The organism is Micromonospora sp. CPCC 205554 (assembly GCF_036902745.1).
In the GTDB taxonomy this organism is placed as follows: domain Bacteria; phylum Actinomycetota; class Actinomycetes; order Mycobacteriales; family Micromonosporaceae; genus Micromonospora; species Micromonospora tulbaghiae.
In genome coordinates this window covers 1-20227 of record NZ_JBAKHP010000030.1, presented here as the reverse complement: position 1 = coordinate 20227, position 20227 = coordinate 1, and the positions used below count along the sequence as shown (strand labels likewise).

At 65.8% G+C, this 20227-nt stretch carries 20 protein-coding genes; 7 read left to right on the top strand and 13 right to left on the bottom strand.

Annotated elements, in window-relative coordinates:
- Positions 1–46: 46 nt before the first annotated feature.
- On the bottom strand, positions 47–1297 hold the full coding sequence (locus V6U82_RS26610; protein WP_334465746.1) for a hypothetical protein: 1251 nt from the start codon (positions 1295–1297) through the stop codon (positions 47–49).
- A gap of 133 nt (positions 1298–1430) precedes the next feature.
- Here V6U82_RS26610 and V6U82_RS26605 point away from each other — a divergent pair.
- A protein-coding gene (locus tag V6U82_RS26605; RefSeq protein WP_128139296.1) for an IS3 family transposase occupies positions 1431–2677 on the top strand; the annotation gives its coding sequence in 2 pieces (ribosomal slippage) (positions 1431–1713 and positions 1713–2677; 1248 coding nt in all).
- 261 nt (positions 2678–2938) lie between these two features.
- Here the strand turns inward: V6U82_RS26605 and V6U82_RS26600 are convergent.
- Together V6U82_RS26600 and V6U82_RS26595 are read right to left on the bottom strand one after the other, a co-directional pair.
- Positions 2939–3262 carry a pentapeptide repeat-containing protein gene (locus V6U82_RS26600; RefSeq protein ID WP_334465744.1) on the bottom strand — a complete coding sequence of 108 codons (324 nt, stop codon included), beginning with the start codon at positions 3260–3262 and terminating at the stop codon, positions 2939–2941.
- A gap of 856 nt (positions 3263–4118) precedes the next feature.
- The gene (locus tag V6U82_RS26595) at positions 4119–4589 is read right to left on the bottom strand and encodes a hypothetical protein (RefSeq protein WP_334465741.1); all 471 of its coding nucleotides are present in this window, start codon (positions 4587–4589) and stop codon (positions 4119–4121) included.
- A 234-nt stretch (positions 4590–4823) separates the two neighbouring features.
- Between V6U82_RS26595 and V6U82_RS26590 the strand changes: the two genes are divergently transcribed.
- The gene (locus tag V6U82_RS26590; RefSeq protein WP_334465738.1) at positions 4824–5660 is read left to right on the top strand and encodes a hypothetical protein; all 837 of its coding nucleotides are present in this window, start codon (positions 4824–4826) and stop codon (positions 5658–5660) included.
- Positions 5661–5982: 322 nt separating this feature from the next.
- Here V6U82_RS26590 and V6U82_RS26585 read toward each other — a convergent pair whose 3' ends face one another.
- A complete protein-coding gene (locus V6U82_RS26585) occupies positions 5983–6654 on the bottom strand; it encodes an SMI1/KNR4 family protein (RefSeq protein WP_334465736.1) in 672 nt (223 codons plus the stop codon).
- Positions 6655–6754: 100 nt separating this feature from the next.
- Here V6U82_RS26585 and V6U82_RS26580 point away from each other — a divergent pair, with 100 nt between their 5' ends.
- Positions 6755–7165 (top strand): SMI1/KNR4 family protein, encoded by a 411-nt coding sequence (locus V6U82_RS26580; RefSeq protein ID WP_334465733.1) that lies wholly within the window; start codon positions 6755–6757, stop codon positions 7163–7165.
- A 99-nt stretch (positions 7166–7264) separates the two neighbouring features.
- On the opposite strand, the gene V6U82_RS26575 is transcribed toward V6U82_RS26580, so the two are convergent.
- From V6U82_RS26575 to V6U82_RS26555, 6 genes are all read right to left on the bottom strand, one after another.
- Entirely contained in the window at positions 7265–7576 is a 312-nt protein-coding gene (locus V6U82_RS26575; protein WP_334465731.1) for a hypothetical protein, read from the bottom strand.
- Between the two features lie 564 nt (positions 7577–8140).
- On the bottom strand, positions 8141–9361 hold the full coding sequence (locus tag V6U82_RS26570) for a tyrosine-type recombinase/integrase (protein WP_334465729.1): 1221 nt from the start codon (positions 9359–9361) through the stop codon (positions 8141–8143).
- The gene (locus tag V6U82_RS26565; RefSeq protein ID WP_334465727.1) at positions 9361–9558 is read right to left on the bottom strand and encodes a helix-turn-helix domain-containing protein; all 198 of its coding nucleotides are present in this window, start codon (positions 9556–9558) and stop codon (positions 9361–9363) included. The genes V6U82_RS26570 and V6U82_RS26565 overlap by 1 nt, the downstream gene beginning before the upstream one ends.
- Positions 9555–11111, bottom strand: a complete 1557-nt coding sequence (locus V6U82_RS26560) for a replication initiator (protein ID WP_334465835.1) — start codon at positions 11109–11111, stop codon at positions 9555–9557. Before V6U82_RS26560 ends, V6U82_RS26565 begins: the two co-directional genes overlap by 4 nt.
- A 490-nt stretch (positions 11112–11601) precedes the next feature.
- Entirely contained in the window at positions 11602–11949 is a 348-nt protein-coding gene (locus V6U82_RS31625) for a pentapeptide repeat-containing protein (RefSeq protein ID WP_113973361.1), read from the bottom strand.
- Between the two features lie 654 nt (positions 11950–12603).
- Positions 12604–15453, bottom strand: coding sequence for an NACHT domain-containing protein (locus V6U82_RS26555; RefSeq protein WP_334465725.1), 2850 nt, complete (start codon positions 15451–15453; stop codon positions 12604–12606).
- A 438-nt stretch (positions 15454–15891) separates the two neighbouring features.
- Between V6U82_RS26555 and V6U82_RS26550 the strand changes: the two genes are divergently transcribed.
- Together V6U82_RS26550 and V6U82_RS26545 are read left to right on the top strand one after the other, a co-directional pair.
- Positions 15892–16113 carry a hypothetical protein gene (locus V6U82_RS26550; protein WP_334465722.1) on the top strand — a complete coding sequence of 74 codons (222 nt, stop codon included), beginning with the start codon at positions 15892–15894 and terminating at the stop codon, positions 16111–16113.
- A gap of 378 nt (positions 16114–16491) precedes the next feature.
- Complete coding sequence (locus V6U82_RS26545) at positions 16492–16836, top strand: hypothetical protein (RefSeq protein ID WP_334465719.1); 345 nt, start codon at positions 16492–16494, stop codon at positions 16834–16836.
- Positions 16837–17539: 703 nt separating this feature from the next.
- Here V6U82_RS26545 and V6U82_RS26540 read toward each other — a convergent pair.
- Together V6U82_RS26540 and V6U82_RS26535 are read right to left on the bottom strand one after the other, a co-directional pair.
- Positions 17540–17848 (bottom strand): hypothetical protein, encoded by a 309-nt coding sequence (locus V6U82_RS26540; protein WP_334465717.1) that lies wholly within the window; start codon positions 17846–17848, stop codon positions 17540–17542.
- Between the two features lie 187 nt (positions 17849–18035).
- Entirely contained in the window at positions 18036–18275 is a 240-nt protein-coding gene (locus tag V6U82_RS26535) for a winged helix-turn-helix domain-containing protein (RefSeq protein ID WP_334465714.1), read from the bottom strand.
- A 418-nt stretch (positions 18276–18693) separates the two neighbouring features.
- On the opposite strand from V6U82_RS26535, the gene V6U82_RS26530 reads away from it, so the two are divergent.
- Together V6U82_RS26530 and V6U82_RS26525 are read left to right on the top strand one after the other, a co-directional pair.
- A complete protein-coding gene (locus tag V6U82_RS26530; RefSeq protein WP_334465711.1) occupies positions 18694–18912 on the top strand; it encodes a flavin reductase in 219 nt (72 codons plus the stop codon).
- A complete protein-coding gene (locus V6U82_RS26525) occupies positions 18909–19082 on the top strand; it encodes a hypothetical protein (protein WP_199496078.1) in 174 nt (57 codons plus the stop codon). The genes V6U82_RS26530 and V6U82_RS26525 overlap by 4 nt, the downstream gene beginning before the upstream one ends.
- A 486-nt stretch (positions 19083–19568) precedes the next feature.
- Here V6U82_RS26525 and V6U82_RS26520 read toward each other — a convergent pair whose 3' ends face one another.
- Positions 19569–19967: a hypothetical protein gene (locus tag V6U82_RS26520; RefSeq protein WP_334465701.1), complete on the bottom strand. Its 399-nt coding sequence runs from the start codon at positions 19965–19967 to the stop codon at positions 19569–19571.
- Positions 19968–20227: the final 260 nt, after the last annotated feature.

Sequence of the window (20227 nt, the reverse complement as noted above, 5' to 3'; positions counted from 1 at the left end):
TGCACGTCGACCAGCGCGGCGTCGGTTGCTCGCTGTCCTGGACGGCTCAGGTTTCGTCGAAGAGTTCTTCGGCGATCGTGGCTGTGTACGGAGCCTCGCTGTAGGTGAGCCAGCGCTCGATTTCGTCGGCATGACTGCCGAGGGCGGTCGCGGTGGCGACGGCGTCGACCGCGTCCGGGGGTGGCGTGACCCCGTCGCGGGTCACCAAAGCTAGTGGCCACGCCGGCCGCACTCGACCACCGTCGGCGTAGAACAGGAACGGCGGTACGAACTGCAGCCGGCGACCGTCCGCGTCGTCGACGGTGTCACCGGAGCGAAGCGCACCGTATGGGCGGTGCAGCAGCTTCATCTCGAATGGCTCGGCACGCTCCAGCCACACGTCTGCCGCGTCCGCGTATCCGCTGCCGGCCGGCAGCAGCGCGATGCTCGCTGTCAGTCTCGGCAGGAAGCCGTCGTCCATCGGCGGGTCGTATCGGTTGGACCGCACCACGTAGCACCGGGTCGGCGGTACGCCAACCGCGCACCGGTCGCCCTCGTCGAGTTCGGCCGCCGGCGGGCGCAACTGGTACGGCCACCAGGGCTCGGTAGATTCGTCAACGGGGAAGGCGAAGCTGCCGTTCGGCCGGTACGCCGAGTCGGGATCGAGCACGGCCCACGGCCAGCGCACCGCCGCGTGGTACTTGCCGGCGCGTGTGGTCACCGTTGGGGTCCACGGGCATGACACCGCCACCACGTCACCGACCTGGTAGGGCAGATCGTGCGGGGGTATCACGATCTCCGGTCGCTTAGGGTCGGCGTTCAGCAGGCCGTGGTTGGCAAGTCGGGCTGCCCATTCGGCGCCGAGCCGGGCGGAAACGATCCGGATCTGGGCTACCGCCTGCGCGGGAGGCTGCTGCGTCATCGCCAGCGTGTCCCGCTGCGCCTGCGCCTCCCGGTCTCCCGAGTCGTCGTCGGACCCCAGCTCCGACCAGAGGTCCACCGTCCACGTGACAAGCTGTTCCATGGGTTCGGCCGTGGACTGCCGAGCAGCCTCGGCCGCCCTGACTATGACCCCGAAGATCTGCGCCTCGGCGCTGTACTCCTCGCACAGGGCTCTGAGCTTCGCGCCTACCGCCGCGATCCGGTCCGCGTCGGGCGCGGCGAGCTCGCCGTGCCCTGTCCAGAACGCGTCGACGCTGTCTCGATAGAAGGCGGCCGCTCGTGGCGTGCCGCACGCGTGCACGTACGGTGCGAGACGCTCGAGGCAACCCGCCACCCAGAGACCCGCCTGCCAGGGCAGAAGCGTCGTACCAGGCATTCCACCGCACCCCCCGTGTCACGCGCGGGACAGTGGACCATGCCTGACTGGGTCCGGCAACCCCTGGGAGCGGTCTGGGAGTTGAACCGCCCCGGATCTTGTAGAGACTTCCCCGCTTGGGAAGGATCGAGAGATGGCAGGAACGAAGCCGTATCCGCAGGAGTTGCGGGAGCGGGCGGTGCGGATGGTCGCGGAGGTGCGGCCGAACTACGAGTCGGACTGGGCGGCGATCACGGCGGTGGCGGCCCGGCTGGGGATCGGCACGGCCGAGACGTTGCGTAAGTGGGTCCGGCAGGCGCAGGTCGATGACGGCCAGCGGCCGGGGGTGACGTCGGAGGAGTCGGCGGAGTTGAAGCGGCTGCGGCGGGAGAACGCCGAGTTGCGGCGGGCGAATGAGATCTTGAAGGCCGCGTCGGCTTTCTTCGCGGCCGAGCTCGACCGGCCTATGACACGCTCGTGAGCTTCGTTGACGAGCATCGGGACCGCTTCGGCGGGGTCGAGCCGATCTGTCGCGTGCTGCGCCGGCACGGGCTGCAGATCACCCCGAGCGGTTACTGGGCGGCCAAGAAGCGTCCGCCGTCGAAGCGGCAGGTGCGTGATGCGCAGCTGACAGCACTCATGCGGGAAATCCATGTGGCGAACTACGGTGTCTACGGAGCCCGCAAGATCTGGCACGAGCTGCGCCGCCAAGGGCATCCGACGGCCCGGTGCACCATCGAGCGGTTGATGCGCGACGCCGGCCTGACCGGCGTGGTGCGGGGCAAGAAGATCCGCACCACCACCGCCGATCCGGGGCATGAACGGGCCGCTGACCTGCTCAACCGGGACTTCACCGCCGCCCGGCCGAACCGGTGCTGGGTCGCGGACTTCACCCACGTCGCCGCCTGGTCCGGCGTGGTCTACGTCGCGTTCGTCGTTGACGTCTACTCCAGGGCGATCGTGGGTTGGTCCGCGGCGACGAACAAACGCACCCCGCTGGTCCTGGCCGCCCTGGACATGGGGCTGTGGCGCCGTGACCGCGCCGGCCAGCCGGTCGGGGCGGGCCTGGTACATCACAGCGATGCGGGCAGTCAGTACACGTCGTTCCGGTTCACCACCCACCTGCTCGACGCCGGTATCGACGCCTCCATCGGCAGCGTCGGCGACGCCCTGGACAACGCCCTGATGGAGTCCACCATCGGCCTCTACAAGACCGAACTGATCAAACCCCGGGGCCCATGGCGCAGCCTCGCCCAGGTCGAACTGGCCACCGCCGAGTGGGTCGACTGGTACAACAACCAGCGCCTGCACTCCGCCATCGGGCACGTCCCACCCACCGAATACGAATCGATGTTCTACGCTCAACCCCAGCCCTGCGAGGTGGTTGGAGCCAACAGCTGAGGTCTCCACAGAACCCGGGGCGGTTCAGTTGCGGGACCAGGTGCAAAGCGAGGCGGCAACCGCGTCAGAGCCGAGGACTTGGCACCGCGCGTCCAGCGTCAACCCGGGCACCGGCCTGCGCGATAGGGACCGCGAGCGCCGGTCCCAGTACCTTCTTGACAGATGATCTAGGTTGCATGTGGCTACCCTGGGCCGCTGACGTGCAAGGTTGGTGATCATGGTTAGACTCGCGGCGCCTGGTCAGCAGCCGGTCCCCGGAAGCTAGAGATCGTGCGGCCACCCAATGACGCGCTCGGCGGTGACGCCTCGAAGGTCGGCTCCGTTCCACCGTGCCCCGGTGACGTCTGTGCGTCCGTACTCCGGATCGTGGGTCATGACGTAGCTGAACCGCGCGTAGGACAGGTCGGTGTCGCGCAGGTCGGCGTCCCGCAGATCGCAGCCGGCAAAGCTGACACCGCGAAGGGACGCGCCCCGCAGGTCGGCGCCACGGAAGTCACACCACTTGAACGAGTGCCCATCGAGGGTGTGGTGCCGAAGATCGCGACCGGCGAACGATTGCCTCGTCGCGCCGGGCGGGGTGCTCACTCGCGAACCGTAGCGTGGTCGCCCATTGCCGAACCAACGGTTTCTGTCCACTCACTTGCGGGGCATCCCGTTGCGCAGGACCGCTGCTTCGCCCGCACGTAGCGACGCGCGGGCGTCAAACGGAGCCTGACCGTTAGTCGTAGAGCTCAGGCCGCCACAGGGTCTCTTCTCTGCGATCTGCCTCCGGCGGAGCCTGAAGTAACGGATGATCTCGTAACCGGCGGGGTCGCTTCCTGGTCAGACGGTGCCGCAATCGCTGGATGCTCTCAGGAACGCGGATACAGACCCAAAGCAGGGCCAGTGATGCTGCGAGGGTGAGCATGCCGATGCATATGAGGCTGCCAAGCGGGCTCATCGGCGGCTCCTCGATGACAGCGGGACGGAAATCGGCAAGCAGGCACGAGCATGATCGATCGTGCCACGGCATCGATGCTTCCGGCCGTTGAGACTGGAGTTACACCAGCAGCATCTGACCGAGGGTTGCGCGTGCTCGGGCTGCGGCCCGCATAGCTGGTGAGGTAGATCGGCCCGTCCGGGCCAGCGGCCGCTAGGCCCGGACCTGGCCAGGCATGTCGATGATCGCGGGATCCTTCACCTTGCCACCTCCTCAGCCCATGCGATGACCGGCGCCGGCTTTCATGCTTGCTCGTCGGCCCCAGCTGGGGCGGTCACTCCGCATCGACGTGCAGCAGTGGGATTGTTGCACCAACGTCGGTGCTGATCCCGCCGACTGAGACTTAAATTCCACCGGCAAACCTGCTGCAGGTACTCCTCGACGGTGGTCTCTTCGGCGGGCCTGAAGTGGTCAGATGTCGGCGATAAAGACGAGGAGGATTGTGTCTTTGGTGTCGTGTGATCAGCGGGGTAGGTCGTCGGGAACGGGCAGGTCAAGTGCCGCGAGGAACCGTGCTGTCTTGACCTCTACGAAGACCTCGGCGTCGTCTAGGTCTTCGTCATCGTCGTGGTCGTGGTCGATGTCTGCTGGGTTGAGGTCTTCGGCGAGGTAGGTGGCCAGATCGGCTTCCTTGGCTTCGCGTTCGGTCCCGCTCGTCCTACCGTGCTGGTGGGCCCACCAGGCGCCTAGGCCGGCGGCCTCGCGGGCCGCATCGGTTGGGGCTGAGGCGTCCGGGTTTTCGAAGTATGTGCGTGGGGTGTCACCGAGGTAGGCGACACCGCTGCCGGGGCCGGGTGGGCGGTAGGTGATCGTGGCGATGTCGCTGTCATGGATGTCGACGAGCAGCCACGGTTCCGGGATGGTCGGCTGTTCGGCGGGGTGGTGTGCCGTCCACCGGTGTCCGTTGAAGAGGTAGGTGCCGAAGAACCCCACGATTGATCTCCTGAGCCCAGGGCGATGACCGGTCACGGTTCAGCGCGCAGATCATCGCATGACGGTGCGGGCAGGGCAGGGGCTTGCAGACCGGCCCGTGCGCTCGTGCCGATGACAGCGCATGTGATCAAGGGCTGCGCCGTCGCAGTCGTACGCGCACCGGCCCTGCGATGCCGGCCACGTCCTGTCAGAAGCCGGTTGTCGCCGCGGTGCGGGTGGCTTACCGTGCGCGGCGTGCCGTCGACGTTGTGGGAGTTCCAAGACTTGTTCGTCGAGCTGCGGGATGGTACGGCTGCGGGTTGGGGTGGCGAGGTGTTACAGCCTTGGCTAGACAGGCGTCCTCACCTCGTGGCCGAGTTGCACGAGTTGGGCCGTCCGGACAGCCGTCGGGTGCGTGTTCCGCGTGAGGGCAACCACTACACGGCCCTGGAAGGGCTGTACGCGTTCAGTCGCATCGTCGATGTGCTGCTGTCGGCCTTTCAACCGGGCTACTCCGATCCGCAGTTGCTGGACTGGACCAGCGGCAAGCCGTGGTGGCGGGGCACCATCCCGGGCACGTCGGCATGGCCGACGTTCCGCGCGGCGATCAGGGCGGCACCGCTGGCGGAGTCGTCATTCCACCCGTTCTTCCATGAGATCGTCTCGGTGCAGGTCAGCGATGACGCCGACGAGCCGCCGAGCGTCGTCGGCGAGTTGTGGCCGGGCGCGGTCGTCGGCAGCATGCTGGTGGCCCGAGCAGGCGTGGCGGTCCGGGCCGGCGCTCATCACCTCGACGCCGACGTGGCGGCACGCTCGGCGCTGTACTGGGCCTGGTGGCGGTGCAACCGCAGAGCGGTGGATCTATCCCACGGATGGGGTCACAACTCCCAGTGGACAACGGATTTTCGTCGCGACTACATCGCCGAGGGCCACCTGCACTACAACGTCGACGCCGATCCGTCGAGACAGCCGGACCGGGATCTGAACGACGCGGACCGGATCGACCTACTCAGGTACCGGTGCAGCATCCGAACCGATCTTGGCGCCGATCAATGGCCGTTCGACGACACGTTTGTCGAGCAGGCACCGTAGAGCCGCCCGAGGTACGCGCACATGCCGCTGCGCGCGCAGTGCCGAGTCGACCAGAAATGATCGCAGTACGGAGAGCGACGACGGCTCCTCAGAGTGGTTGGGGCCGTAGCTCAGCACGCTCCGGCGTCGTACGCCTCGACCTGACGAACGGGCCAGCCGTCATCGCCTACTTCGAAGTACCAGACCGAGTGTCCCCAGCCAGCGGACTCCCCGCATCGGTTCTCCGCCCAACGACGGCGGTCGAAGCGATTCGGGATGGCGGAAAGAGTGCTCGCGGCACGTCCGCTTCTGGCCGCCTTCCGTGCTGCAGAGCGTTCCGGCTTTATCGGGACTGGGTTTGCTTTTCGGCCTGTTCGAGCCATCCTCGGTACCAGCGCGTGAAGCCTGTCGGGCTCCCGTCGGGCTCGTGCAGAGGCAGGAACCCGCCGTCGCTGGCGGTGTCGTCGCCCCACATCTGACCGCGAGCTGGTCCGCTGATGACGAGGGCTTCGCGGTAGGCGCAGCCGAGGTGACAGAGGTAGAGCAGCCCGATGGAGTGTTCGGGCGAGAAGACGACAGCTTCGTGCTGCTGCCAGTAGGCGTCTTCAGCCTCGTTGAACTTTTCTTCGGAGTCGAAGTCCGCCTTGCCAGGGGGAGCGGGCAGGTCGTCTGCGGGGTTGAATGCATCGGTGTGCGGGAACGGCCGGCTCAACGTCTTCAGGTCGGTGAGTTCGGCACCGTCGCCTTCCCAACGCCATCGGTCGTCTACCCGTTGAGCGGGAAAGAGGCCGTACGCCGGGCCCGCGCCCCCGCGACTGACCTGTAGGAGGAAGGAACGGTATTCGGCGGGTAGCTCGACATCTAGCTGTGATTCCAGCTCGGCCAGCTCATCCGTGGTCAGAGGCGGCTCGCGTCGCCACTGATGGCCGTTGGCTCCGAAAACCATGCCGGCAGACGGGTGCGTCGACAGTCTGGCCAGGCGATCGGGTACATCCGACCAATCCGAGGGGATCACGGCAACACCCTAGACGTTGTGCTGCGGGCGCGCGCTCATGCCGCTGGTGGTGTGCGTCGATGTCTTGTGGGGGACCGCTCGGAGCACCGACGATAGTTACATGATCATCGACAGCTTGCCGGTCCCGTCTGCGCTCCTCCGGGTGCTGCAGCAGGGTCGGTGGGTAGCTCCAGACCGCTCGTCGTCGACGTATCGGGAAGTCTTCGGTGATGACGCCGTAGCGCCGCAGTTCCTTCCTTTGAGTCGGATGACGGCCAACAGGCGCTGGCTCGATGACATCCCTGAGGACTATCGCGGGTTCTACCTCGGTCAACCGGACCGGCAGAGCCGGCCCGGCGACGTGGATCCCGACCGGTCTCTCCTGATCGGTGACCTCGGACCTGACCGGCCTTTTGCGTTGGACTACAGACCTTCGTCGGCCGCACCGTCGGTGATCTACCTCAGCACAGCGGCGGACTGGACCGAGGTTGCGCCCAACATCGAGATGCTGATCGAACGCCTCGGGATCTGATTATGCCGAGGGATCCCTTTGCTCTTTTGCCGCCGACCGGGCGTCACGGCGTGCTACGAGTGGCCCGTGCAGCGAACAGTCGGGGCTGCCGCGCGTTCGTTAGGTGCCGAACCCGCCGCACAGGTAGGACAGGCTCGTGGCCAGACCCAATATCCAGCCAGCTACGAGGCCAGACGATGACCCACGGCCGAGCCGTCCGGACAGCGCGAAGCAGCTGCCCAGCAACACCAGCTGGGCGATGCCGTACGTGAGTACGCCGAAGAAGAGCGCCGCGAACCTGCCACCGGCGTCCAAGTCCGAATTCGGGCCGCCACCAGCGGCGGTGGCCAGGGCAATCGTGAACCCAACAGCAAGGCCGTGCCCAGCGAGGGCAACGACCGCTCCGGCAACCATGGGCCTGGTGATCGTCACCGCCGGAGCTTGGCATACGTCGAAGGAACCGGACCACCTCAGCCCGAACGATTTACGAAACCGCCTGGCACAGCCGCCAGACGGAGCCGCACTGATCTGCCGTTGATAGGGCGCCGGCATGTCTGAGCTTGTCGGGTTGACAAGCGGGCCGCGGGAGCGGATCGGGAGCAGTTGAGGCCTAACGGTTGCTGAGCGGGCGTTGGCGTCACTAGGACGGCTTGAGCATGCGGCCACGGAGTCTGACGAACGACGTGCAGGACGGTCCGGCACAGCCTGGAGGCATCAACCCGGTCGCGGGCCCGTGATCGGGGGAGCAGGTTGGGAGCAACAGGGTGCCCTGAACGGCGCTGAACCGCACCGAACGGCATCTGACCGCACCCAACTGCACCCACCCCTGCCTGGGGCTTCGCGTTTCCGCAGGTCAGAGTCGGTGCGGCGTCCTGCTTCACACCGAAGAGGTCACTGGTTCGATCCCAGTATCGCCCACGCAGGTCAAAGGCCACTTCCCGGCTTCGGGAGGTGGCCTTTCTGCTGCCGTACAGCAGCTTTGTACAGCAGTTCTCGTCAGCGGCTCAGGGATTCGCCGAGGCGCTTGAGTGCTTCTCTCGTCTTTGTCGATGTGACCTGCGTGTAGATCTCCATCGTTACCGAGAAGCGGGCGTGCCTGAGCACCTGCATGGCGACTCTGGGGTGGACGTCGAGGTCGGCCAGGAGGGTGGCGCAGGTACGTCTGGCGTCGTGGACGGTGATCGGCTTGACGCCTGCTTTCTCGCACCTCGTCTGCCAGGAGCGTTGGAAGTTGCGCGGCTCGATCGGTGTGCCGTAGCGGGTGGTGAAGACGAGTCGGGTCTCGTGCCACGCCTTGCCGGCGGCTGCCTCAGCCTCGTTGCGTTGTTGCTGTCTGAGCTTGAGGGCGGTCAGGCAGATGTCGGGCAGGGGGAGGGTGGCGTCGGATGCCTGGGTCTTGGTGTTGCGGTGCAGGAGCTGGCCGCGTACGCGTTGGAGCTGGCGGCCGATGGTCAGCTCTCCGGCGTCGAGGTCGACGTCCTCCCATGTCAGTCCGAGGGCTTCGCCCTTACGGAGGCCGGTGACGAGGACCAGGGCGTAGGCGGCGTAGAGCGGGTCGTCGTCGGCTCTCGCTGATTCCAGGAACTTCCGTGCCTCGTCGCTCGACCAGGACCTATGCCGGCGGCGGCGGACGGTGGCGAGGGTGATCGGCACGGCGGGATTCTTGGTGATGAGGTCTTCGGCCTGGGCGTGGGTGAGGGCGGCCCGTAGCGCAGCCCGGATGTCGCTGACCGTGCGCGTCGACGGGACCGCTTGGCAGCAGCGGCCGACCGCGCAGCAGCGGCGCTTGTGCTTGGGGCGGGCGGCGTCCTTGCCCTGGGCGCAGCACTGGCAGGTCCGGGCGACCTGGTTGATCCAGGTCTGCACGTCGCGGGACTGGAGCCGGTCGAGCCGCTTCGCTCCGAGGCCAGGGGCGATGTAGAGGCGGACGAACGTCTCGTAGGTGGCGAAGGTCAGGGGTGCCCGGTTCGGCTGAATGATCTCGGCCAACCAGTAGGTGAGGAAGCTGCCGACCGTGGGGACACTGGTCGCCACCGGACCCTGCTTCGCCTGCTGGTGCAGCTTGATCCACTTGTCGTGGACGGCGTCGCGGGTCTTGCCGTAGACGTACTTACGGGTGCGCCGGCCGTCGGGCTTGGTGACCCATACGTACGCGGCGAAGCCGTTCCGGTACGGGAAGATCGAGCCTTCGCCGTTCGCGCGAGATCGTCCGGGCATCAGGCGGCCTCCTGGCGCTCGACCTGTTCGCGGATGTAGTCGTCGACCCATTCGGGGAGGATGCGGCGGTACTTGCCGTCCTTGATGGAGCGCAGTTCGCCGGTGGTGATCTTCATTTTGACCTTGGAGATGCCGAAGCCGAGCAGGACGGCGACCTCGGCAGGGGAGTACCAGCGCGGGGTCAGGTGTCGGCTCATGCGGCCACCCCCAGCCATGCCTCGTGGGCGAGTTCTTCTCGACCGATGCGTCTGCTCTCGCGCCGCTGGCGGGCGGCGGTGTTAGCGAGCAGGGCGTCTCCCTCGGAAAGCCAGCCGGAGCCGATGTAGGTGAGGGTGCCGACGGTGAGGGTGTCGTCGGGTTCGTCGTCTTCGGTGCGGCGGTAGGTAGCGCGGGTGTCGCGGAGCTGGGCGAAGGTGACGGAGTAGCGGCGGGCTTTGGTGAGGAAGTGGCCGCCGTAGCCGAGCATGTGGGCCCAGCGGCGCAGGCCGCCGTAGATGTTGGGTTTGGTGTCAAGGCTGTCTTGACGGTCGTCGGCGGTTGCGGCGCCGCCGGTTGTGTCGGTGTGGGTGGGGCGGCCGAGGTGCCAGCAGGCGTCGATGAGGCGGGCGACGTGGTCGCCTCCGGGGTCGGCGTAGTCGTCGACGGTGGCGGGGGTGAGTCGGGTGGAGCTGTGGCCGGTGGCTTCGGTGGCCTTGGTGGCGTACTTGGCGAGGTAGGCGGCGACCTTGGCATCGGTCAGTTCGCCGCCAACGGTGTTGATGCGTTTGACGTCGACCTGCTCGCCCCAGGCGATCAGCCAGCCGTCGGGCTGGTCGGGGTGCGGTGGTGTGGTGACGGTGATCTGCCGGGCGGCGGCGCGGATCGCGTCTTCCAGGTCGTCAACGGTGATGCCGTCCGGCGGTGGTACGAGGGCGTCCGGGTCGTCGGGGTCGACGCCGTCGAGGCGCAGCAGGACGTGGAAATGCACGGCGGCGCGGCGTTGCATCTCGGCGACCTTGCCGTGGGACACCCGCACGGGCGGCACCCAGCGAACGTTGCCGGAGGCGGTGACGATGCCGACCTTCGGGATGCCGCGTCGACGGCACGTTGCGCCGACGTGGCGTTCGGCGGCTTGCTTGGTGCGTCGCCACAGCTCGCCGGAGAAGTGGTTCCAGACGACCTGGTGGGCGTGGTCGTAGCAGTCGAGGCACAACGGCTGTCCGAGCCGCGGATCGTTGGCGTCGTGGCGGGCGAAGCACGCCGTGGGCTGTCCGTGTGGGCAGGTGCCGGTGTTGCTGCGGGCGCGGCAGGGTGCGGGTCGGCAGTCGCAGCGTTGCCGGTTGCGGCAGGTGTGGCGGGGGACGTGGCGGTGGTGGACCGGGCCGAAGGACGGGGCGGTGAAGGTGGCGAAGACGACCGGGTGCCGGCCGACCGAGGCGGGGATGCCTTTGCCGCCGGTCAGGCCGCGACAGACGACTTGGTAGGCGTCGCCCTGGTAGACCCAGGCGCAGTCCGGGCACGCCGATTCGCGGCGGTTGCCGCACGCCTTGTAGAGCGTCCGGTCGGGCAGTTCGTCGGTGTGCTGCTCGCTCAGGATGCGGCCGGTGTCGCGGTCGACGGCGGCGATGGTGCCGGTGAGGCGGATCGGGCGGGAGCAGCCGCCGGCGGGGCGGGTGTGCTCCAGCCAGCCGGAGAACTCCGGTGTGGCGGCGCGGTGCAGGGCTTGGGCGTAACGGCCGGCGGCGAGGCCGGGGCGGTAGGTGGTGAAGATGGTTGTCTCCTCTTGCGGGGTGTCAGGGACGGAGACGAAGCACCACCAGCCGTGGACGCCTGTCCGCTGGTGGTGTTCGTCGTGTCTCCTGGCACCGCCGAGAGGGCGGCTGACGCCGGAGGGCGGAATCGTGGTGATGCCACTTCCCGCCGATGGGTCATGTCCTTTCACGCTCGTGGTTTTGGCATCGACGCCGGCACGGGTGGGGAGCCTGGGATGTCGGCATCCGGCGGGTTTGCCGCAGGCTGCCCCCACCCGTGGAGGTGTGCGAATCCGGGCCATCGTGGACGGCAGGCAAAGGCCGTGCTGGGCCGCTCAGCGGATTCGGGGGACCGGCATAGCGGCCGGTGCGATCGAGAGCCGGCGGGGCGTGGCCCGCATCAGCGGCAGGACGGCCGCTCGGCATCTTCGGCGTCGAGTCCAGCGGTCCGGCAGGAAGGCCGCGCTGGCGTGCTCGACGAGGGCCAGAGTAGCACCGGGTACCGACACGTCAACCTGAAGTAATGCCGGAGTGTGGGAGGCCATCCGGCCACCCAAGGACGCGGTCCGTGATTACGCCTCGGAGGGTGGCCCCGTCCCACCGGGCCCCGGTTACGTCTGTGCGTCCGTACTCCGGATCGTGTGTTCTGACGTAGGTGAACTGTGCGTAGGAAAGATCGGCATCGCGCAGGTCAGCATCCCGCAGATCGCAGCCAGCGAAGTGAGCACCTCGGAGAGAGGCGCCCCGAAGGTCGGCACCCCGGAAATCGCAGAACTTGAAGGAGTGCCTGTCCAGGGTGCGATGCCGAAGATTGCGACCCGCAAACGACTGTCTCGTCGCCCCGGGCAGGATGCTCATCCGCGAACCGTAGCCCGATCGCCCGTTGCCGAACCACCGGCTTTCTACGCGCTCACATGCGACCCATCAAGCGGCGCAGGAGCCGGCCGCCGGCCCTGTGATCCGACAGCTGGCCGCCGGCCCTCGTCTGGGAGGACTTTCTGTACGTCTATCAAGGCGGCCCGCAACGGGCCGCACGCGCCGCCGCCTGGGCGCGTGTCCGTCGCTCCGCTGGCGCTCCGACTCCGGCCACGCAACACGCCCGGCGGCTGGCGCGGAAGCGGGGAGCCCAAGGGGCCGCCGCCGAACGACAGGACGGTTGACCGGTGGTGTGAGCCGGCAGCCGGCCGGGCCGCGCGGCCACGAGCCCGCGCGGCGTAGGGGAGCGCACGCCAGCCGCGTCGGCCAGCTGACGGCGGTCGCGGGGTTGCGGCTACTGCGCCTCCGGCGGGGGCGCTCCGGCTCCAGGATGGCCGGGGCTCCGCCGGCGGGTCACGGTCCGTGGGAGGTTGCGGTAGGCCATCCCGCCAGCCGACGACCCGGGCGAGCCGAGCAGACCACCGCCCGACCCGCCAGCGTCCGACCGTGCGTCAAGGCCGTCTTGACGTGGCGGGCCGGGCGGCGGCCCGCTCCCCAGGAGGGCGGGTCGACGGCATACAGTGCACATGAGGGCTGCTAGTAAGGGGCACCTGTTATGGAGAGGTCTCCCTTCATCCACGTGTCGGCCCAAGGCGGACAGAAACGGCTCACCTCATGGCGCAAGCGTGGCCCGAGCCTGACGCTACGCAGTTCCTCGGCGGCACCCTCGTCCATCTGCTTGGACCTCATACGCTTGCGCAATACCCGATAGAGGAGATCATTAGGATAGAGGTACCGAACGACCTCATGGAATGAATGAAGTCCTGAGTCGGTGGTCTCACACATCAAGCATGCTAGCCAGAAAAGAAGGTTTTTGATAGTCGCCGGCTGCGCGGGCTCGACATCAGCCAACGCTGGCACTATGTCACCGACCACTCTTTGAGCACGTTCCGCAAGATCACGGGGAATTTGCGCGGGCTGCTGTTCCAACGCTCCACCGTACTGTACGCAGATCTGTTGATAAATCGCGTCCGGCTTGTCTTCGCCCAGATACTCGCGGACGGCACGGAGCGCTAGCCCTGGAATTTGCGCCCCGAAGGCCGACAACACCAAAGCCCTCTCCAATTCGGGTGCCGACACCTCAAATCCGGGCAGCAGCCCTGCCAGTTTTAGATACGCATATACCGCCGGGTCTTCGTCCGCCAGCGTAGGTCCGTCCTCTGTCGCAATTAGATGCGCAATTGCTCCCCACTCTTCCTCGAAGACGTCAGCGAAGCCAGTTAGCGATAGCCGGGACCATCGTCGTAGAAAGGCGTTGCGGAAAGCAGACGCCACCGCCGGCTGTACTGCTTCGTCTACTCTTCTCAGAATCCGCTGGCAAATGTTGCGTGGGTCTCGGTACAACTGAAGGAGCGAGATGAAGATTCCACGATCCGTCCGGTCATTCGTAAAGTTCCAGGCTGTCAGTGCATCGAGAAGTATTTCGCGAACCAACGGAGCGCCGACGGGCGTGCTGTTCAGAATGCGCAAGCAAAGAGGGAAATGACTTCCCGCCGGAATCTGCCTGCCTGCCCGGCCCTCCCTCTTGAAAATCCTTAATAGAGTCTCCGCGCCTCGATACTCCTTCTCGTCATATGCCTGCACGATAATGTCCGGCAGGACCGAGCTCGGATTTTTCCGATATACATCGTAAATGACTCTTAGTACATCCTCCTCCGATCTAGCTCGCCGGACGACCGCACGCGCCGCATAGAACTCCATGAAGGTTCGATGCGTGAAGGCGAAGACTCGCTGGCCGCGCGAATCTCTTCCAACCGATGTCAGTAACCACGCTCGTCCAGCGCAAAAATTCAAGAACTCTTGCGCCCTATGAGCCGCCTCGGTTTGGTCTACACCTGCCGTGTCCTTGAAGAAAGACGCGATAAGGCGGACCAGCAGGCCCTCCTCCACCCCGGCTCCAGCGGAAGGAAACTTGAAGAAGAGGTCGGCAAGTTCCTCCATAAGTGTATGGCCGTACCTCTTATGGTCTACCGGCTGCGGAATGTGCCTCAGGGAGTCCCAACTGTAGAAGAGCAAGTCAGCGCAAGACTTGTACACGTCGAGGCGGTTCATTGGGATATACCCTCGAACCTTGTACAGCGTGCACAGGAGTGACAACATCAAAGGATTGCGCCTGATTTCCCGCACCTCTTGCGAGTCCTGAAGGAAGGCCTTGCTGTCGATTGCAGGACGGCGCATTATCTTGAACCACCGCCTTGCGTATTGCGAAACCTGCGCCTCCGAGAAGTCATCCAGCTCGTAGAGCGAAAAGCGGGAGTTGTGAAAGGCGGCGCTATCGTAGCCAACGATTCTTGTAGTGCAGATGATCGGAGCTAGTGGATACGCCACCGCAAGAGATTCAATCGACAAAATTACTCGCCGACGCCTCTGAAGGTCCGCAATCTCATCTATGCCGTCGAAGACCAGGAGCGCTCGTCCGAGAGAAAGTAGCCTCTCGAAATCCCCCTCCTTCAGCTCCACGCCCGGCATTAGACCGAGGCGATTGGTGAGCTCCCGGGTCAGGTCGAAGTCAGATTCGCTATTCAACTCTCGGCAGAGCAGGACGATAGGGGCAAGGTCCCGCGTGGGACGCTTAATCTGCTGATATATGGCTTTCCTGACAAGGGTACTCTTTCCCGCGCCAGGATTTCCGATCACAACGGCATTGGTGCCAGGGGCAGGAGCTGTAATAACTGTGGACTCAACGCGTTTCTTCCGATTGCTCTCCCGAGGGATGAGCGTGCGCTCAATGTATAGGTCTTCGTGAGAGAATCGATGGTTGTCTTGAGCGTGCTCCAAGTGCATCTTGCCGAATTCTTCCTCGGCGGCCCTGCAGGCATCCTCACATATTCGGCGAAGTCGTTCTACGATCTCCCAATCGGTTGTGGATTCAAGGATCTCACGGATGTACCGAGGCGCTGGGGGGCGTCGATCCGGCATGCCTTCCTGTGTGTCAAATAGACGGGAAAGATCCTCCTTCTTCCCCCTCTTCAGTCCGCTCTGCGTCGGAGCAACGTTCTGCAATACTTCGGTTATCAGGTTCCAGATGAGTTCGCCAGCTGAGCGCATACTTGGAAACTCTTTGGCAAACAGACCAAGAAATGCTCCTTTCGACCCCGCGGTCAGCGCTGGCGCATCCTGAAAAGTCTCCGTCGCCCTTTGGCCCAAGATGTAGGTCTGCGCCAGCGCGGTCACCTCGGGAGACTTGATGAGCGCACCGATTGCCGTCGCTTGCTCGTCGGTCAACACGACTTGATTCCCCGCTTGGTCTTCGACTAGCAGGGCAGAGTCAGAGACCATCACGTCATGGCGCTCTGCAAAAAGCTCACCGTAGGTAGCTGCGCCGATCTTATAGGCCAGCGTACCCAGGGCTTCGCCCGCAACCGCTAGTGCCAGCTCTGCGCTCACTTGTCTGTGTCCTCCCCGGAATGGCCTGCGTAGGGAGCCTAAGCGACACCGACTTGTTTCGGGAGGCGTCAATGGGCCTCACGATCATCGGTGCCGACAGCTTCACCAGGCCAACCAACAGGTTGCAGGAGGAGCGCGAGCGGCCACCAGTGTGCTGTCAGCTGGCAGTTTGAGGGTGCAATCCGGCGGCCCGCGCTTACGCTCGTGGCTCCCTGGGCCGTGGTTGGGCCCCGGGGCCGTCCTGGGTCCGTCGAACGCCGACCAAGAATGGGTAACGACGACCAGCAGCGCCTGAAGAATCGGCAGGTCAGCCACGATGTGCTAGCGGCTGACCTGGTGGGCGGACGAGTCGACCTGTACGCCGGATGCAGCGGGCCGCAGGGATCGGGTATCTGACAGAGGACCTAGAAGCTGACCCTGCGGGGATACGTTGCCTCGATGATCCCTCAAGGCTATGAATTGTGGTTGTCCCAGCCGGCCGAGGAAGGCTCTGAGCGCGACGTCGGCAGGGTGATCGGTTGGGAACCCGACGGCCGCGAGTATGTACCGGTCATCGCCGTCACCCTGCCTGACGGATCGCTGCTGGGAGTTCAGAAGGCGCGGTCGGATCCTGACGGCTGCGTGCTTGGAAGCAGTCGCGAGGAAGTCACCAGGGATTAGCGCCACAAGATCCGGAACATGCGCGGAATGAGCCGGCGTCACGCTGGATGGCCGGAGGACGTACCTCCTGGTAGGACACGAGATGTCCGTGCTAGCGCTACTCCGTTCCTAAACCGTGTGCGTTGAACACCGAGGACGGCCGGCTGCGACGGACCCGCTCGGGGCGCACAGTGGCACAAGGCGCCGTCAAACGTCGGCAACCAGCGAGCAGCGGCGGCAAGCCACGACGGGGCGCGACCAGCGCGCCGACCAGGTCGCCGCAGGTCACAAACGAGCCCGCCTCAGTTCCGCTTCTACGTCTGTGTCCGACGCAAGGTAGGTCGCGTGGGTAGGCACCGAGGGTGGGTGGCGCTCTCGGCGTAGGCGAGGATTGCTTCCATGGCTGACGCTCCGAGTGCAGTTCGCTGCTCCATCCAGCATCGTTGGGGAAGTGGCGAGGATGTTTCATCGGTTGACCAGCTCGCGGACCTGCTGGATGAGCTGGAGGTCGATGACCCGGAGCATCCTGACGTGTGGATCAGCGATAACGAGGCTGGGTACAGCGTGTCGGTGTTCGCGGGAAGCCGAGGGCTTGTGATCTGGGAGGACCACGACGAGGTTCGCGGCCCGCTGCACATGGATGGCTACTCGCGGGCCGGGATGATGGAACTGTTCACGATGGTCTTGCAGGGGAGAACGACCGAGGTTGACTCGTTGCCGTGGATGCCGGGATACGGGAGCTGAGGGCGTCCGCGCGGGCCGGAGCCCTCGTCTGAGCAGGTCGCTCGGTGCTGTCGACAGCAACGGTGACAGCAACAAGGCTGGACGGGGAGGGGCCAAGCCGTACAGCCGTGGACCACGAGCCGAGGTCAGAGACACGCGCGGACCGGCCCGGACGGAGCGCCCAGAACTTACAAGCGAGAGATCGCCAGCCAGGCGGCGGCCAGCGGGCGAGTGGTTGACGCCGCCTGCCTGGACCCCTTGGGATAGGAGGTGAACGCCGCCGCGCAAGGAGGACCATGCCTCACATCCCTGACCGCGTCATCCTTAGGGCATGGCGCCAGAGCGGCGAGTCTGGCCGCATCCACTACGTTGCCGCCAAGGCTGGCGGCGGGGAGCGACGCCTCTACGTGGACGAAGGCAACGCCCTGTACACGGTCCTTGAGGGTCACCTTCTCGCCCAGAGCTACACCGGACCTACGAGCAGTAAGCCTGAGGAGTGAGCGCAGGCGCTGTACTTTCCCCGGGCTTTGTTGGGTAGCCCGCGACGCCGCGAAGAAGGCAGCCAGGAGGCAGCGAAAGGGTTGCCAGCGGCTGGCACGAGACGCCACAAGGCGGCAGGGAAGCGTAGCTCTGCAACATGAGGCGGCACCGGGCGACAGTCGACGGTGCTCCGTACCCGCGTTCACACCGAGGTGGTCGCCGCGAGTCGGTCGTTTGGGCGCGGTTAAGGGGTCTTTGGCCTTGCGCCTATTTCAGTTCCAAGCTGCCTGACCAGCTCACGGAACATCTCCTGGGTGCGATCGTGATCTTCCTTGATCGTTTCCGGCCGGGTCTCATATAGCCGGCTCACGAGCTCTTCCATTAGTTGTACCGTGGGCGGGCTGTAGAGGAGCTGGATCGCGGTGCGGGCGTCCTGCATTCGATCGCGCCGCGCGCGCCGGTCCTCTTGATTCATCGCGTCCTCGCCTAGCCACCGGTAGTGGTTGAGGAGGTAACGAGTCGGCGTGACGAACTCGACGGCTGTTCGCAGCATTTGATCCCTACGCCACTGGCGTAGTTCTCGCCTGCTGTGTAGCCAAGCGCCGAGGACTACAGCCGCGACGCTTACGAGTGCCCCTAACCCTCCGGCTACGAGCTTGTCCATGACCTTCCGTCCTCCTCGCTTTGAGGTCGCGTGTCCTACAGAGCAGAATTGGCGACGGCGTGAGGTGACGGCTGACCTAGTCGGCGACAAAGACGCCCACGCCGGGCAGCGTCTCGGTCATCCCCTTGATCCGTAGCACCTGCATGGCGCGGTCGATTACCGGCTCGGTAACGCCGTAGTACTCGATCAACTCTCGACGGCTGGGCAGCTTGGAGCCCGGCGGGAACTCGCCGGAGGCGATGCGCTCGGCGAGGTCGTCGGCAATCTGCTCGTAGCGGTAACGCGGTGGCACGGTGTTCCCCTCGGTTGGCAACACGAGTAGACCACCTACGTCAGCCCTTGACTACCCAACGGTACCTATGGGAGGTTGCCGAGGAGGTCGATTCCCTCGGTTGGCGCTGTGGGCCGTCCTCACCGGCGTGGGTGCCCGGCGCATCCCCCGTGATCGGGCATCCACGCCCCCGGACACCGGCGGCACGAGGAGGCGGCAGTGCTCCCTTCCAATCCCCTGACGCGGCGAAGAGTCGCCCCGAGGGCTCCGGCGAGCCGATGAAGCGCGTCTCGTACGACGAGTACGTCCTGGCGGTGGCGCTCACCCTCGCCCGCCGTCATCGGCCCGTTTGGTCATGGCGGCACTGGCGACATGTCTGCCGCTGCGGAAGCAGCCTGCCCTGCCGAAGCCGTCACCGCATCCCGATCAACCGCGGCCACTGGCCGAGCCAGGACGGCCCGCGATGACCACCCACCAACCGATCAAACCGGCCTGGACCTGCGGCGGCTGTGCGGGGGAGTGGCCATGCCAGACCCGACGACGCGAACTGCGAGCCGAATACGACCGCGCCCCGGTGTCGCTGGCCCTGTATCTGGCCGCCCAGCTCGTCGACGCCGCCCAGGACCTGGCCCACGTGCCCGCCGGCCGCCTGCACCACCGCTTCCTCGGCTGGACCCGATGAGCATCCTTCGACCCGGCGACGAAAAGTTCCACTACAGCGACGGCTCCCACAAGTGGACCCCGCCGGACCCGGACTACGACCAGGAGGTCTGGGAGGAGCAGGTCCGCCAGCACAAGCAAGGCCACCTCAGAAATGAGCGCCCGAAGGTCCGCATCCAACGTCTGATCTGATGCCGGCAGTACAGCAGCGAAGTACAGCAACCGTGCCAGCCGAACCCGGTCGAGACGAGCCCCACCAGGCCCCGTGACCTCGCATCGAGCCTGAAACGACCGGCTCGCCGACAGTTCACACCGAAGAGGTCACCGGTTCGATCCCAGTATCGCCCACGCAGGTCAAAGGCCACTTCCCGGCTTCGGGAGGTGGCCTTCCTGCTTGCGTACAGCAGCGGCGTCAGCGGATGGTCAGCGAGCTTTTCGCCAAGGCGTAAGCCGCGTCTGCAGTCATGCCAGCAGGTCGGCTCGGCTGCCTCGCCGACGCCAGTTCCCCTCCGCTTCAGAAGCGTCGCAGGCCCTGATGCGCTGTGGACAACGGTTACGAAGCTGCGGCTAGCGATATGCGGTCGATGAACCCCGCTTTGCCCTCTTCGCTTCAGTGGCGACTGTCTAGTCCCACCACATGCTTGGCAGACCCGTCCCAGCGCATGATTTACACATCGCCTAGCAGCTCTGCAGGAGGCGCTCTACGTCCGCGCCCGCTCGGACGACCACGGCGTCGGTGCGAAGTTCCTCGGGAAGGTGGTGCCGCTGCCCTTCGTGGGCGAGCATGGCGGGGCAGCCGGATGGGAGCACGACGGCATCAGCGAGCCGGATGTATTCGACGAGCATGTCGAGAACAGCACCGGCGGAGAACCGGCTGATCATGAGACTGTCGAGCGTGCCGCCGGCAGGGGCTGCGTAGAGGTCTGCAGTACCACCGTCGTCGGCGCTGATGTGCCAGTAGCTGTGTTGAGGCTCCCGACGGTCGACGCGGGGCTCAAAGGCGGCCAGGAACACCTCACCTGCCATCGGCGCTGCATCGCTCTGCTCGAACCGCTGAACGAACATGTCGTAGCTCATCCGAGCAGGCTAATGCCTCGACCAGGACGTCATGTCAAGCATCCGGCGGGGCGCAAGCGTAAAGCATCAGCCGGGACATGACACGCTTCAGTGACAGTCTGTTGCCGATTCCGTCTGTAGTAGATCAAGCGCGCTCCGCGCGGCGCGGGCCGGGGCGCGGCAAACGGCTCCTGCGGAGCCGCCGCCCCGGCGCAAGGGCGGGGGGGCGGAAAAATGGGGGTTGTGACGTGGCTGGGGGGGGGTGGGCGGGTCGTTGGTGG

Excerpts from the sequence above, each read along its gene's own strand:
- V6U82_RS26610 (WP_334465746.1), bottom strand. The coding sequence starts at position 1,297 with ATGCCTGGTACGACGCTTCTGCCCTGGCAGGCGGGTCTCTGGGTGGCG.
- V6U82_RS26580 (WP_334465733.1), top strand. The coding sequence starts at position 6,755 with ATGATCATCGACAGCTTGCCGGTCCCGTCTGCGCTCCTCCGGGTGCTG.
- V6U82_RS26570 (WP_334465729.1), bottom strand. The coding sequence starts at position 9,361 with ATGCCCGGACGATCTCGCGCGAACGGCGAAGGCTCGATCTTCCCGTAC.
- V6U82_RS26565 (WP_334465727.1), bottom strand. The coding sequence starts at position 9,558 with ATGAGCCGACACCTGACCCCGCGCTGGTACTCCCCTGCCGAGGTCGCC.
- V6U82_RS31625 (WP_113973361.1), bottom strand. The coding sequence starts at position 11,949 with ATGAGCATCCTGCCCGGGGCGACGAGACAGTCGTTTGCGGGTCGCAAT.
- V6U82_RS26550 (WP_334465722.1), top strand. The coding sequence starts at position 15,892 with ATGATCCCTCAAGGCTATGAATTGTGGTTGTCCCAGCCGGCCGAGGAA.
- V6U82_RS26545 (WP_334465719.1), top strand. The coding sequence starts at position 16,492 with ATGGCTGACGCTCCGAGTGCAGTTCGCTGCTCCATCCAGCATCGTTGG.
- V6U82_RS26540 (WP_334465717.1), bottom strand. The coding sequence starts at position 17,848 with ATGCTGCGAACAGCCGTCGAGTTCGTCACGCCGACTCGTTACCTCCTC.
- V6U82_RS26530 (WP_334465711.1), top strand. The coding sequence starts at position 18,694 with ATGACCACCCACCAACCGATCAAACCGGCCTGGACCTGCGGCGGCTGT.
- V6U82_RS26525 (WP_199496078.1), top strand. The coding sequence starts at position 18,909 with ATGAGCATCCTTCGACCCGGCGACGAAAAGTTCCACTACAGCGACGGC.
- V6U82_RS26520 (WP_334465701.1), bottom strand. The coding sequence starts at position 19,967 with ATGAGCTACGACATGTTCGTTCAGCGGTTCGAGCAGAGCGATGCAGCG.